Origin of the sequence: Halomonas sp. TG39a, assembly GCF_000744395.1 — a bacterium.
Classification (GTDB): domain Bacteria; phylum Pseudomonadota; class Gammaproteobacteria; order Pseudomonadales; family Halomonadaceae; genus Vreelandella; species Vreelandella ventosae_B.
Map to the genome: position 1 here is coordinate 1,836,870 of NZ_JQLV01000001.1, position 13,779 is coordinate 1,850,648.

A 13,779-nucleotide genomic window follows, 5' to 3' on the forward strand; every position below is an offset into this window, starting at 1 on the left:
TTGTTTAAGCATTTGACGCTTAGAGGGCAGAGCCCAAGTCGAAGATGGGTAAATACATAGAGACAACCACACCGCCGACGAGTACTCCAAGTACCACAATAATAACCGGTTCCATCAGCGAGGTGAGGGCATCGACTTTATTGTCGACTTCTTCTTCGTAATAATCAGCCACGCGATTGAGCATGGCATCAAGCGACCCCGCTTCTTCACCGATGCTGACCATTTGAACCGCTAAGGGGGGGAAGCGGTTGGTCATCCGCATGGCGAAGTGTAGCTGTTGCCCGGTGGCTACGTCCTGGCGCGTTTGTATTACTGCGCGCTCGTAAACTTTATTGCCTGTGGCGCCCGCGGCGGTGTCTAAGCCTTCAACGAGCGGTACGCCGGAGGCAAAGGTGGTCGCTAACGTGCGCGAAAAACGGGCGATGGCAGATTTATGCATGATATCGCCAATGATCGGTAACCGAAGCAGCAGTGCGTGCATCCGGTAGGCGACATTAGGTGAGCGCTGAATACTTAGTGTGAGCAGAAGCCCAGCGGCAACCACTGCGACGAGCGCTGCTAGCCAATAATGCTGGGCAAGCTCGGATAAATTCACGGTCATCTGGGTCAATGCAGGCAGTTCAGCGCCAAAACTTTGGAACATACTTTCAAATTCAGGTACCACTTTGATTAACAGCAGCATGGTCACTGCAATACCGATCGTCATAACGGCGGTGGGATACCAAAGTGCTTTCTTGACCCGCGCCTTCAGCGACTCAACCTTCTCTTTATAGGTCGCAATACGATCAAGCATCTGATCCAGCGCACCCGACTGTTCGCCAGCGTCGACAAGGTTAACAAACAGCCGATCAAACTGCTTTGGGTGGCGGCGCAAGGCGTCAGAGAAGCTTGAGCCCGACGAGACATCGCTCATCATATGCTGAACCAGGGCGACCATGGCGGGCTTTTTGAGACTCTCAGCCACCACCTGAAGCGCCTGCAGTAAGGGAATGCTCGCGCGAATCATAGTGGCCATTTGGCGCGCAAAGACCATGACATCGTTGGGATTAATGCGACCGCTGCCACCCAGGGTGCCCTTTTTACTAATCCGGCGGATAACAATACCCTGCTTGGTTAGCTCAGCGGCTACTTCAGCTTTACTGCGGCCAATCATCTCTCCGCTTAGCGGCCTATTCCGCGGGCCTTTACCACTCCATTTCCAGCGTACTAGCTTGATGGCGGGCGTTTGGCGACGACGTGCCGTTTTAGCCATGCCTTACTCCTTGCTTACTCGGTTAACCTCTTCCAGGCTGGTAATACCCTGCATGACTTTTAATAACCCGCTGCGGTGAAGGCTTGGATAGCCCTCCTTGCGCGCCTGTTGGTCAATATCGAGTGCATTGGCATCACGCATAATCAACTGGCGCATCGCTTCCGTAATGGGTACTACCTCATAAATACCAATGCGGCCTTTGTAGCCTTGGGTGCAGCGTTTGCAACCGACCGGTTTGTAAGTAGTCGACTGGTGGAGCTCTGCGCTGCTAAAGCCTTCTTTACGCAGCGCTTCGTGGGGAATCTCAATGGGCTCTTTGCAGTATGTACATAGTTTGCGCGCCAGCCGTTGAGCAATAATCAAACTTACGGCGCTGGCAATGTTAAACGAGGAGACGCCCATATTAGCCAGTCGCGTCAGTGTTTCTGCCGCGGAGTTAGTATGTACCGTGGAGAGCACCAAGTGTCCTGTCTGGGCTGCTTTAACGGCAATTTCGGCTGTCTCAAGGTCGCGAATCTCCCCGACCATGACTACATCAGGATCTTGGCGCAGAAACGCTCTGAGCGCGCTGGCAAAATCGAGGCCGATTTTAGGTAATACGCTCACCTGGTTGATGCCGGCGACTTTGATCTCAACCGGATCTTCGGCGGTGCATATATTGCGCTCAACTTTATTAAGAATATTAATGCCGGTATACAGCGAAACGGTCTTGCCGCTACCGGTGGGGCCGGTGACCAGGATCATGCCTTGGGGCTGTTTTAGCGCTCGTTCATAATGGCCACGCTGTTCGTCGGTGAAGCCTAATTGCTCAATACCCAGCTGCGCTGTGGTGGGGTCTAAAATCCGCAGCACCAGCTTTTCGCCATAGACGGTAGGCAGTGAGTTAACCCGGAAATCCAGCGAGCGGGTGCGGGAAAGCTTAATTTTTATCGTTCCATCCTGGGGTAAGCGGCGCTCGGCAATATCGAGGTGCGCCATGATTTTCAGACGGGCCGCGATACGGTTGCGCATGGCGAAGGGAGGCCGAGCCACTTCTGTTAGCATACCGTCAACACGGAAACGCACCCGGTAGAGTGTTTCGTAGGACTCGAAATGGATATCGGAGGCGCCCCGGCGGATAGCGTCCAACAGAATCTTATTCACAAATTTGACGATAGGCGCGTCGTCGCTATTTTGGGAAGACTCTTCCAGCAGCGGGGCCTCGCTACCGTCGTTATTCTGAACAATGCTCAACGAGCTAACCACATCATCAATATCGTCGAGCTCATCCAACATGCCGCGCTCGTTTTGCGCCAGGTAGCTATTGAGGGCGACGGTGATTTGATCAACGGGCGCAAGGATGCCCTCAACGCCAAGGCCCGTGGCAATCTGCAATTCATCCAGTTGCGTCAACGTGGCCGGGTAGGGTACCGCGACCGTGAGTCGATGACCGTGCCGTGCTAAAGGCAGAACGTTAAGGCTCTGCAGCACTTTGGTGGGGTAGTCAGAGGCCGGGGGCAGGGCGGCAAGCCGCACAGTCTCCAAGTCAATGACCGGCAACCCATACTCCCAGCCTGCGGCCAGTGTGGCTTTTATAGGGTCGACCAGTCCACTTTCGATAACATGCTGAAGTAGCGAGATTTCCAAATCCGACGCGGTTGTTTCTGCCGTGGCGGCCTGTGCGCCGGTCAGCAAGTCGTGCTTAACCAAGCGCTGGGCAATGCCGCGCAGGCCGCCACGCGCGGCGGCGTGACTTAACGAGGGGGGCTGGCTCATCCAAAAAACCTGTTTCACATCAATGTAGGCATGTTGCTTGTACTATAAACCAGCGTTTACAGGCATTAAATGGCTAATCCGGCCAAGCCGATAAAGTTAATAGTGTGCGTTGAAAAAATAGTTAGCGTAAGCTAATGTAATTGCAATTATTTGTAATTCTTTTGAAGGATTACAGCTCCTTATAAAGGCTTATCTTTTCCTCACTCAGGAGATGCCTTCATGCCGAATGCTGCACAACCTATTACACATAACGCCAAACAAGGCGGCTTCACGTTGATTGAGTTGCTGATCGTTATCGCTATTATTGGCGTTCTATCGGCTGTGGCTGTGCCGCAGTATCAGTCTTATATCCAGCGGGCTGAAGCGACATCAGCATATTCCACCTTAAAATCTTTACAAACAGGATTTGATGCTGCGGTGGCTTCGGGGGTGAATCCTTCTACCGAATTTCAAACAGGGGATGGAGACAATGCGTTCATAGACTATGTCGGTTTTAATGAAGATGATCTGACTGGTGGAAATACCGTCACTTATTCAGACTTAAATACCAATGCTCCTACAATTACCTTCAATTTTGGATCAATAGGGGACGCTGCATCTGGTGAGGATAGCGCATCAAACACAATGTCACTAAGTAGAAATGCGAGCAGCGGAAGCTGGACCTGTGACGCAACTATTTCTGACAATATCCTTCCGCGCGGCTGCCAAGACTAAACCGATTCAGACTACAGTCGACAAGTTTTCTTTTACTTTTCAGCCGCTCTTTGGAGCGACTGTTTTATTTCCATACTTCCTCCGCATTTGTTCTTTACACTGAAATCTCTGACCTTAAGCGAGGAGCTTACAGTGAACCCTATCAAACTGATTGCCATGAGTGCGCTTGGCGCGCTGCTACTCAATAGCGCTGCCTTTGCCCAGCCTGACCATGCCCCGGCCCACGGTGCCCGTGATAAGGGGCAGCACCAGCAGCATGAGTCTAACCGACCTAGCCAATCCCGCGATGAGCGAGTCGATCTGCCACGTATCAACGAGCGTGAGCTACGCCAACTGCTGCGTCGGCATGACGCACCGCGAGCCGAATCGTTGCCGCCAGGTATTCAGCGCAACCTTGAGCGTGGCAAACCCTTACCCCCGGGTATCGCCAAGCGATTTGATGGCCAGTTAGCGTCTCAATTGCCGCACTACCCAGGCTATGAGTGGGAGCGTGTTGGTGCCGATGTGGTACTAATTGAAGCCGCCACGCGCATCGTGGTAGATGTGTTAGTAGACGTATTGCGCTAACTCCTGCCCCCGGAAGTCGGTTTGACTCGAAAATTACATCTCGGCGGCTTATGGTAGAGGCTCACAGCATCATCGCGTTCAAAAGGGAGATTCAATGAGCGACCACACACTAGCCGCACGTCTTGAAATTACTATCGCTATTGCCGAAGAAGCCGGGCAGATGATCATCAAGGCGCGGGAGCAGCAGGACTTTGCCCAGCGCTTAAAAAAGGATAATGAGCTGGTCACCGATGTGGATGTGGCCGTGGATAAGCTTATTAGTCAGCGCCTGGAGGAGCACTTCCCGGGTGAAGCGCGGCTGAGTGAAGAGCTTGCCCCAGAGAGCGCTTTACATGAAGCGGCGCCGAAGCTGTGGGTGGTAGATCCTATTGATGGCACGGTTAATTTTGCCCAAGGGCTGCGCCATGTAGCGGTCTCCATTGGCTGGATGGAAGAGGGTGTTGCCAAGGTGGGCGTTGTGCATGCGCCGTTTTTAGGCGAAACTTTTAGCGCAGCCGAAGGGACAGGAGCTTTCTGCAACGGTAAAGCCATACAGCCCAGTAGTGCAGACTCACTGGCCCACACCTTGGTAGGTACGGGGTTTCCCTATCGTAAAGAGGAGCGTAAGCACCTTTTGAAGCGGTTGGAAGCCGTGTTATTTGAGTGCCAAGATGTTCGTCGTAATGGCGCTGCAGCGCTCGATTTGTGCGATGTGGCCTGTGGACGCCTAGATGCGTACTACGAAAGTGTTTCGCCCTGGGATTTTGTTGCAGGCTGGGTTATTGCACGGGAAGCCGGCGCGCGAGTAGGGCACTTATACCCTGTGCCCCCAGCGGTACCAGAAGACCTTTATCCGGATCATTTAATCGTAACGGCCCCCGGCGTATATGACGCCATGGCCTATCTGTTGCTTGAGGCTGATCAACGCAAGCCCTAAAGGCTGGCGAGATTTATAGCGGTGTGTGACAAATACTTGAAAAGAAAGCGCTATAAGGGCTTTTCATTTATCTAAGAAACCGCTAGTATACGCACCGTCTTGAGGCAAAGATGTAGCGGCTAATAAAGACAGCGGAGCGTGGCGCAGCTTGGTAGCGCGTTGCAATGGGGTTGCAAAGGTCGCAGGTTCGAATCCTGTCGCTCCGACCAAAGATTATTAAAAACCGCCGATTTGGGTAAAACCAATCGGCGGTTTTTTGTTTGAGATAAAACTGGCTTACGATTTCAGCCACTTCAGCTTATTCTTAGTCGCATTAGCAAAGACTGACCTCTCCATTTTCGTCATTAAACATCCTCCAGGCCTAAGCGACCTGGAGTGTGTCTGTTATTTACAGATGGCCTGAGCACTCAGGGCTTGGCATTCTGTAGGGCTTGCTCTTCGATGTCTCTATCGACTGAAGAGACGTAGTATTCGTCATCGAAAGCGCCTTCTGGCTCCTTGAGCCACACTAGGCAGATAACCCAACTGATGAAGGCGCCGGTCGCGATGATGTAGAAGAACTGCGACGGTGTGACAAACGTAAAGATGGTTAGGTAAACCACCGCGCCAACATTACCGTAAGCACCGGCCATGCCCGAGATTTGCCCAGTGATGCGGCGCTTGATGGAGGGAATGATACCGAAGGTTGCCCCCTCAGCCCCTTGCACGAAAATCGAGGTGCCGATGGTTACCGCAATGGCCAGAATGAGTGGCCAACTCGAATTTAGCATGGCCATCAGCAAGAACCCCACGCTAATGCCAAACATGTAGCACAGCATCACAAAGCGCCTGTTACCCATGCGGTCGGAAACCATGCCGCCCATGGGGCGCGCCACCAGATTGACGAACGCGAATGACGCAGCGATCAGGCCGGCCGTAGCGGCATTCAGGCCCCAGGTCTCCTCAAAGAACATGGGCAGCATCGATACCACTGCTAGCTCAGCGCCGAAGTTGGCAAAATAGGTGCTGTTAAGCGCCGCCACACTGTTGAACGAGTATTTATCATCTTCGGGTACCCCCTTACGCAGGATTGGCAGGTTGACCCGCAGGATCTGTACGATCTGATAAATAACGATCGCCACAATGACGAGATAGGCGATGACCGCACCGGTGATTGATAGATAGCCCATATACTGAATACGCCAAACCAGGATAGCGAGTACGCCGACCAGTGGAACCGTCCAGATGATCAGCTTGATCATATCGCCCCAGGAGCTCACTTCCATGGCAGCGGATTTGCGTGGCTTCCTGTGAGCCTGGGCATCCGGGCCATCGGTAATCGCGAACCAGTAGTAAACGCCGTAAGCGGCCATAACAATAGCGCTCTGGGCGATTGCCCAGCGCCAGCCATCGGGGCCGCCGTACATGCTCAGGGCGATGGTTGGCAGCGACATGGCGGCTACGGCGGAGCCGAAGTTACCCCAACCAGCGTAGAAGCCTTCGGCGAAGCCGATGTCCTTAGGCTTGAACCACAGCGCCGTCATGTGGATACCGACCACGAAGCTGGCGCCAATCGAGCTCAGTACCAGGCGCGCCACCAGCAGCTGCGTCATGCTGTTACCGAAAGCAAACGCCAGCGCCGGTAGCGACATAGTGACCATGAGCACCGAGAACACCCGTCGCGGGCCGAACCGATCCAGTGCCATGCCAACGATGATGCGCGCGGGAATGGTCAGGGCGACGTTGCAGATGGCGAACAGCTTGAGATCATCTGTGGTCAGCCAGTCGACGCTCTTGAGCATGCTCGACGCGAGCGGCGCCATGTTGAACCACACGTAAAAGGTAATAAAGAAGGCAATCCAGGTCAGGTGCAAGGCCCGGATCTCGGGGCTGCGAAACTTGAATACAGCGGAAACTTTCATGGTCGTATCGTCCTGTGTCCCAAAGGTGGTCTTTACCAAAGGAGGGGTAGGGGCTGCTCAAGGGCTGGGTAGGATCAATAAGGGACATTCGGCGCGCCGGGCCAGGAATGAGCTGACGCTGCCGAAAGTCATGTAATCGAGTTCATCGACGAAATAAGTCAATGACTTGGCGATGATGCCGCCGTCCGGTTGATGGCTATGGCGGGCAATCACCAGTAGGTCTGGCGAGAGTTTGCGAGTGGCCTGCAGCAACATCTTGCGCGCATCCCCATCGGCGAGAAGCTGCTCGGCTTGGAAGCCCTCGCCGATGGCGAATGCCACACCCTCTTGAAGGTGCTGTTTAACCTCATCGTGCTCCTGCTGGAAAAGCGCCTCGTTGTTATCGGTAGCGTCGAGTGGGTTCTCCACCACGCCGACCAGTACCAGCAATGGTTGGTTACAGCGGAACATAGTGACGACCTGAGCGAGAGCCAGTTTGGCGTTTCGCGAACCGTCATAGGCGATCATGATTTTCATGGTGTCCTCCCGCAGTGGGGTAGGGGGTGAAGACCCGGAGCTTGGCTCCGGGCGTAAAGAAGCAAGCCCTATTTAGGGGTTCTTAACGTAGGCACCTTTGCGTAGGTAGAACCACCAGTTGATGGCCAAGCAGATGGCGTAGAAGACCGCAAAGCCGTACATGGCAAGTTCCGGTGTACCGGCCTGGATTTGCTCACCCATTACCCGCGGGGCGATGAAGGCGCCATAGGCAGCGACGGCTGAGGTCCAGCCAAGTACCGGGCCTTTCTGCTGCTGGTCGAAAATCACGCCGATGCTGCGGAAGGTAGAGCCGTTGCCGATACCACTGGCGGCGAATAACACGATGAATAGCAGCAGGAATAGCCAGAAGAATTGATTGGGATCGGTGGCGTTATAGGCCTGCATCATCACGTAGCCGGTGGCGATAGAGGCGACCACCATGACCGCAGAGATTATTTGGGTGACGATGGAGCCACCCACTTTGTCGGAAATCCATCCGCCCAGCGGACGGATCAGGGCGCCCACGAAGGGGCCTATCCAGGCCCAGGTTAAAGCGCTGGGCGCCTCTGGGTTGGCCACGCGAATCAGCGTACCGTCTGCTGTGGCTTCCATCATGTTGCCGAAGATGACGTTGATGGAGAGCGGCAGGGCTGCAGAGAAGCCGATAAAGGAGCCGAAGGTCAGAATGTAGAGGATGGTCATTGACCAAGTGTGCTTATTGGAAAATATCGCGAACTGCTTCTGGATATTAGGCTTGATGTCGCCAGGAATCAGGCGCAACAACACCAGAGCCAGAACAATGGTTAGCGGCAGGGCAACCCACATATTAAGCCAGCTGAGAGCCAGCATGCCGACGATGGCAGTTACCATGCCGACGCCGTAGAGGCCTAATATTTTGCTGAAAGCCGCCAGCGGCGAACCAGGGTTGGGTGTAATAGTGCGAAGATTGTTCATACCGAACCAACCGGCGAACGCTAATGGAACCAGGAATACAAGCCAGATAAAGCCAGCATTCTGGATCCAGGTATCGGTACCTGCTTCGATCCGGCCGATCAACGTACCGCTAGCGCTTTGCAATTCCATCGGCGAACCGGCTATAGCGCCGAAAATGCCGACGGTCATTACCAGCGGGATGACAATTTGCATGGTAGTGACGCCGAAATTACCGAGGCCAGCATTCATGCCCAGGGCGTAACCTTGCTGTTTGCTGGGATAAAAGGTGGAAATGTTGCTCATCGAGCAAGCGAAGTTACCACCGCCGATACCGGAAAGTAGCGCTAAAGCCTGGAATGCCCAGAACGGCGTGTCTGGGTTCATCAAGGCGATACCAGTACCGGCAGCGGGGATCATCAATAGCGCGGTGGTCAGGAAGATGGTGTTACGCCCGCCAGCGATGCGGATCATGAACGATGCTGGGATGCGCAGTGTGGCACCTGCTAGACCGGCAAGCGCCGTCAGGGAAAATAGCTGGTTAACCGTGAACGAAAAACCCAGGTTCTGCATCTGGGTGGTAATCATTCCCCACATCATCCAGACAGCGAATCCCATCAGCAGACTGGGAATGGATATCCATAGATTGCGGTTGGCAATGTGCTTGCCTTCCTGTTCCCAGAATTGGGCGTCTTCGACATCCCACTTTTCAATGTCGGTATTTCTCTTACTCATGGCGATTTCCCCTTGGCATCAAACCTATCTGCATCTAGCAGTTAGAAAGCAAGATACGCTTGAGGAAGAAGTTGGGGAATAGGTGTAAATGGCAGTAAAATCAGCGACATACCTCTTGAGAGGTAGTCGCTGAAAAGCCTGGATTCGTTGATTTTAAAGAGAAAAAATCGGGCGGGGGTAAAGGCGGGTCAGGGCAGAAGTACTCTGTGAGTCTTTGGAGGTAACCACACAGAACCGACTAGCGCTCGATACCTTCCTGGACTGCCCAGACGGCGGCTTCGACACGTGAGCGTAGGTTGAGCTTTTTGAGTAGGTGCTTGACGTGAACCTTGACCGTGCCTTCGGTAATATCCAGCTTGCGCGCGATGAGCTTGTTGGAGAGTCCGCCAGCAAGCTGTTGCAGAATTTCACGTTCACGCTGCGTTAGGCTATGAATGTCGGGAGTGGTGGGCGCATTGCGCTGATTACGCAGGGCTTCAGCGAGTAGGGCGGTCAGGCTTTCGCTGATGACCATGCGCCCCAAAGCAGCCTGACGCAGCTGGCGAACCATGTCTTCAGGCTCCATATCCTTAAGCAGGTAACCGTCGGCACCGTTGCGCAGTGCCGCGACCACATCATCCTCATGGTCAGAAACAGTGAACATCACCACACGTCCGCTATAGTTAGCTTCCCGAAGGCGGCGTAACGCTTCTAATCCATTGACGCCCGGCATGTTTAAATCCAGTAGAACCAAGTCAGGCTCAAGTTTGAGAGCCAGTGCAATGCCTTCTTCCGGGTCGCCCGTCTCGCCAACTAATTCAAGGTCGTCTTCTAGCTCAAGCAGCTGTATCACGCCACGCCGTAGTAGCGGGTGGTCATCGATAATCATCAGACTGGCGGGTGTATCGTTGGCGGTGGTCAGCGTCATTTAGAGGTCTCTATGCCTAAGTGAGAGTTGGAAGCGGCCGGAGCAGGCTGCTGCTGAATTAAGCGGGCGGTCAATGGCGTAAACACAATCTCAACACCGGTTCCCCCCGTGGGGCGATTGGCGATGCTCAGCTCCCCATTCAGAGTGGTGGTTCGGTCACGAATGATCACCAAACCGTAGTGCATCGGCGGCGAACTGTCGTCTTCCAGGCCGATGCCGTCATCCTCAATACGCACCAGCAGGCGAGCATCGGCGAAGCGCACAGTGACCCCGGCCCAGTGGGCCTGGGCGTGCTTGTGGGTATTGGCCAGCGCCTCGCGAATGATCTGCAGCACGTGTATCTCTTCATTGGGGTTAAGTAGGTAAGGCGGCACATCGTAGTCAAGCTCGACCGTTACCCCCATGCGCTGACTGAACTCCTCGACGGTCTGGCGCAAGGCAAATTGCAGCCCCGGCCCCTCAAGTTTGAGTCGGAAAGTGGTGAGTAGCTCACGCAGTTGACGATAGGCGCTGTTCAACCCGGTACGCAGTTCATCGAATACCGCGGACTGCGCCTCGCGGGTTGCCTCTTTTTGCTGCATGCGTTCGAGTCGGGCGACCTGCATCTTGAGATAAGAGAGTGACTGAGCCAAGGAGTCGTGCAGTTCGCGCGCAATAATGGTTCGCTCATTGATCAGCGTTACGTGTTGCTGCTCCTCGATACGCCGCTGTAGGTACACCGCCGTGGCAAGCTGGTCGGCTAACATGGTGAGCAACCGCCGAGTGCTATCGTTGAGGCGCTCCTGGGGATACCACACTTCCAGGGTACCTAGCAGCGTATCGCCTACGCTAATCGGTAGCAGTAAGCACTGTGACTGGTTGTTGGACACCATCTCCAAGGGGCGAGGATCGATCAGGCAGGCGTGACACTCCTGGTCACGGCAATACTCTGGTCGGGTACGCGAGTGGGTTTCTAATACCGGCATTTCCCGTTGATCGAAAGGGTCGTTTAGGGAAAGCCGTATCGGCCCGATATCCAGCAGCTTTTCCAATTCGCGCAACATGGGCGCTGCGCTGGAACAGAGGTCGTTACCGCCCCCATACAGCGAGCGGCTGGCATCGTGCATTACCTGCAGCGCCTGATTGCTGCGCTCAAGCTCCTGCTTCTTGCGCGATACCTTGTCTTCCAATGCGGCGTAGCTTGTTGCCAGCTCGGTAGACATCTTGTTAAAGGTGTGGCCTAACGATGCCAACTCGTCGCTGCCGCGGAGCTGTGAACGTGGCTTGAAGTTACGCTGCGCCGCCTCGCGGGCAAGTACCATCAGCTGGCGCAGCGGCACTACCAGATTATGGCGAACATCGTAGAGGGCGATCGAGACCACAATTGCGATCAGTACCAAAAAGAGCAACTGCATCATGCCCAGCAGCCGCACCTTGGCCTCGGTGCTCTGTTCCAAATACGTTACTAGCACTTCAATGTCATTGACCATCGCCACGATCATCACTTCTAGCGTATCCAGATCAAGCTCTGCGGCTGTGGAAGGAACCTGTAGTGCCGGGCGAAGCGTGTGTTGCCAGTAGGTTTGAAGCTTTTCCAATTGACGGCGACGCTCATGTCGATCATCGGCGGGGATCGTTTGTTGTAACGTTGTGCCATGCAAACGCTGATCGAAGCGCGTTATCAGACCTTCGAGCTGTTCTTCACTTGCCTCTGCAGGGGAATACTCCAGGCGCTGCAAGGCCCCCATGATCTGATAAGCATTCATGCGTAATGAGCCAGCGACATTGATCGCGGCCGCATCGCCACGGCTGCTGTTAGACATTGCCATGGTTAGAGTGATGCTGATGAGGGCCATACCGCTAATGGCAAGCAGGGACGCAATGATGCGAGCAACCAGGGAACGTTGAAGTAATTTCATGCTTGTTCCGATAGCGCGTTAGAGGTAGGAGAGTGTGGCACTGTCTGCATCTTGATACGAGGGCTATTCCTTTGTGGTTAGCCGACCTACCTCCGATGCTTTTTGACCTACACCCGGTATTTACCGACAATTCTGGCATGTCTTCCGATGTCTTTATACCTTCGCTGGGAAACGCCATGCCGTCATCTGTGCCGCCTCCAGCGTTGGAGACATCAACACAGCCAGTCAATGGTTATCAGTTGCTGGTGGCTATGCTGCTAATGCCTTTGGCAAGCGCTTTAGCAGTGGCTAGCTGGACACTTTATGCCTTGCTCGCAAAACAACCCCTCTATGTGCTGGTGCCGTTGAGTAGCGGTGCACTGCTCGCATGGCCGTCTTGGTGTATTGCCAGGCGAGGCGACACCTGTCGCTTGATGCAGTGGCTATTGCTGGGGCTAGCGCTGGCGCTGGGTGGGTTTGGGATGGCTAGCCAGCCCTGGGAGTTTTTATTGGTGGGGTCTGGTCTTGGGTTGGGAGGTGCGGTGATTACCACTGGCATTGCCCACGCCAAAGGCTGGATGCCTGGTCGATGGGCGCTTCTTTTTGTCGCCCTTTTTCTGGCTTTAGCGGCGGGGGTAGGGCTTTCCCTTCGGATGGCCCCCCTGGTAGTTCAAGCCTATGGTTGGCGTGCAGCGCCACTTAGCCTGCTGATCCCTCTATTCATGGTAATGCTGCTGCTGTGGCTTTTCGTAGAGTCACCCGAGTAACGTCGCCTATTAGTCTCACCTGTTCATTCTTACCTACTCTCTCTCACCTTCTGATTCTAAACCACTAGCGATAAGGCCCATTTTATGACCATAGCGACGTTTGCCGATTTACTGCAGGAAGCACGTAAACAACCTAAGTCCCAGCGACTGCTGTTTGTGTTCGTTCGCGCAGAGCTGCCTGATTTCCCTGATGCTGACCAGCGTCTTCGCTTCGAACAGGGTGAAGGGGGTGTGTTGGTGCCTGTGGTATGCGTAGATAAGTCGACGGAGGAATTGACCAGCATGGCGGCGTTGGTCGAAGAATCACGCCGTACCGAGATCGAATGGGATCTAGTTTTCACAGCTGCCATGGACGACCCAAAAGATGACGCTGAGGTTGAACGGCAGCTCCAGCGTATGATGGAGTCGCTGCAAATGGGTAATATCACCGCCTATCTTGCCTTCGACCATCACGGCAATGCGGTTAACGTCGGCTAGGGACGGTTACCATGGAGCACTATTTCCTCATCAAGCACCTGCACATGACGGCCGCTGCGCTGAGCATCACGCTCTTCGTAGTGCGCGCCTGGTGGTCGGTGCAGGAAAGCCCGCGGCTCAACGCCCGTTGGGTCAAGGTATTGCCTCACCTCATCGATACGGCTTTGCTGGGGTTGGGGGTGACTTTAATGGTATTGCTTTCTGTATGGCCCTGGCAGCTTCCCTGGCTTGGCGCCAAGTTACTGGCGCTGCTGGCCTATATCGGTATTGGCACCATTGCGATTAAGCGCGGGGCGAAGCCAACGGTGCGAGCCCTAGCCGCGGTAGTGGCGGTGGCTATCTTTGCCTATATGGTGGGGGCCGCTGTTCGCCACAGTCCTCTCTCCTGGTTGGCCTGAGACGCGGTTATTTTGGGCGTTTACTCCTTTCTTTAGTGAGCGCTATGACTTCTCTAGGCATGGGTCG

General features: G+C 54.4%; 13 protein-coding genes and 1 tRNA gene. 7 read left to right on the forward strand and 7 right to left on the reverse strand.

The features are described from left to right. Positions 1-19 precede the first annotated feature (19 nt). Both U738_RS08080 and pilB read right to left on the reverse strand, forming a co-directional pair. The gene (locus U738_RS08080; protein WP_035579080.1) at positions 20-1,252 is read right to left on the reverse strand and encodes a type II secretion system F family protein; all 1,233 of its coding nucleotides are present in this window, start codon (positions 1,250-1,252) and stop codon (positions 20-22) included. Between the two features lie 3 nt (positions 1,253-1,255). Continuing rightward, the gene (gene pilB, locus U738_RS08085) at positions 1,256-3,007 is read right to left on the reverse strand and encodes a type IV-A pilus assembly ATPase PilB (RefSeq protein WP_035579083.1); all 1,752 of its coding nucleotides are present in this window, start codon (positions 3,005-3,007) and stop codon (positions 1,256-1,258) included. A 219-nt stretch (positions 3,008-3,226) separates the two neighbouring features. Here pilB and U738_RS08090 point away from each other — a divergent pair, with 219 nt between their 5' ends. From U738_RS08090 to U738_RS08105, 4 genes are all read left to right on the forward strand, one after another. Then, entirely contained in the window at positions 3,227-3,721 is a 495-nt protein-coding gene (locus U738_RS08090) for a pilin (RefSeq protein ID WP_050713502.1), read from the forward strand. A 132-nt stretch (positions 3,722-3,853) separates the two neighbouring features. Continuing rightward, positions 3,854-4,288, forward strand: a complete 435-nt coding sequence (locus U738_RS08095; RefSeq protein ID WP_035579085.1) for an anti-virulence regulator CigR family protein — start codon at positions 3,854-3,856, stop codon at positions 4,286-4,288. A 94-nt stretch (positions 4,289-4,382) separates the two neighbouring features. Then, the gene (locus U738_RS08100; RefSeq protein ID WP_035579086.1) at positions 4,383-5,204 is read left to right on the forward strand and encodes an inositol monophosphatase family protein; all 822 of its coding nucleotides are present in this window, start codon (positions 4,383-4,385) and stop codon (positions 5,202-5,204) included. Positions 5,205-5,336: 132 nt separating this feature from the next. Continuing rightward, positions 5,337-5,413: transfer RNA gene (locus U738_RS08105), tRNA-Pro, on the forward strand. A gap of 198 nt (positions 5,414-5,611) precedes the next feature. Here the strand turns inward: U738_RS08105 and U738_RS08110 are convergent. The 5 genes from U738_RS08110 to U738_RS08130 form a co-directional block, all read right to left on the reverse strand. Beyond that, entirely contained in the window at positions 5,612-7,105 is a 1,494-nt protein-coding gene (locus tag U738_RS08110) for an MFS transporter (RefSeq protein WP_035579089.1), read from the reverse strand. Positions 7,106-7,162: 57 nt separating this feature from the next. Further along, positions 7,163-7,621, reverse strand: a complete 459-nt coding sequence (locus tag U738_RS08115; protein WP_035579090.1) for a universal stress protein — start codon at positions 7,619-7,621, stop codon at positions 7,163-7,165. Positions 7,622-7,693: 72 nt separating this feature from the next. Continuing rightward, a complete protein-coding gene (locus U738_RS08120; RefSeq protein ID WP_035579093.1) occupies positions 7,694-9,286 on the reverse strand; it encodes an antiporter in 1,593 nt (530 codons plus the stop codon). A gap of 238 nt (positions 9,287-9,524) precedes the next feature. Further along, the gene (gene narL, locus U738_RS08125; protein WP_035579095.1) at positions 9,525-10,193 is read right to left on the reverse strand and encodes a two-component system response regulator NarL; all 669 of its coding nucleotides are present in this window, start codon (positions 10,191-10,193) and stop codon (positions 9,525-9,527) included. Continuing rightward, complete coding sequence (locus U738_RS08130; protein WP_035579097.1) at positions 10,190-12,091, reverse strand: type IV pili methyl-accepting chemotaxis transducer N-terminal domain-containing protein; 1,902 nt, start codon at positions 12,089-12,091, stop codon at positions 10,190-10,192. Before U738_RS08130 ends, narL begins: the two co-directional genes overlap by 4 nt. A 176-nt stretch (positions 12,092-12,267) precedes the next feature. Here U738_RS08130 and U738_RS08135 point away from each other — a divergent pair, with 176 nt between their 5' ends. The 3 genes from U738_RS08135 (at position 12,268) to U738_RS08145 (ending at position 13,712) form a co-directional block, all read left to right on the forward strand. Next, positions 12,268-12,837 (forward strand): hypothetical protein, encoded by a 570-nt coding sequence (locus U738_RS08135; protein ID WP_231896711.1) that lies wholly within the window; start codon positions 12,268-12,270, stop codon positions 12,835-12,837. An 84-nt stretch (positions 12,838-12,921) separates the two neighbouring features. Further along, entirely contained in the window at positions 12,922-13,314 is a 393-nt protein-coding gene (locus U738_RS08140) for a hypothetical protein (protein WP_035579102.1), read from the forward strand. Between the two features lie 11 nt (positions 13,315-13,325). Further along, the gene (locus tag U738_RS08145; protein WP_035579104.1) at positions 13,326-13,712 is read left to right on the forward strand and encodes a SirB2 family protein; all 387 of its coding nucleotides are present in this window, start codon (positions 13,326-13,328) and stop codon (positions 13,710-13,712) included. Positions 13,713-13,779: the final 67 nt, after the last annotated feature.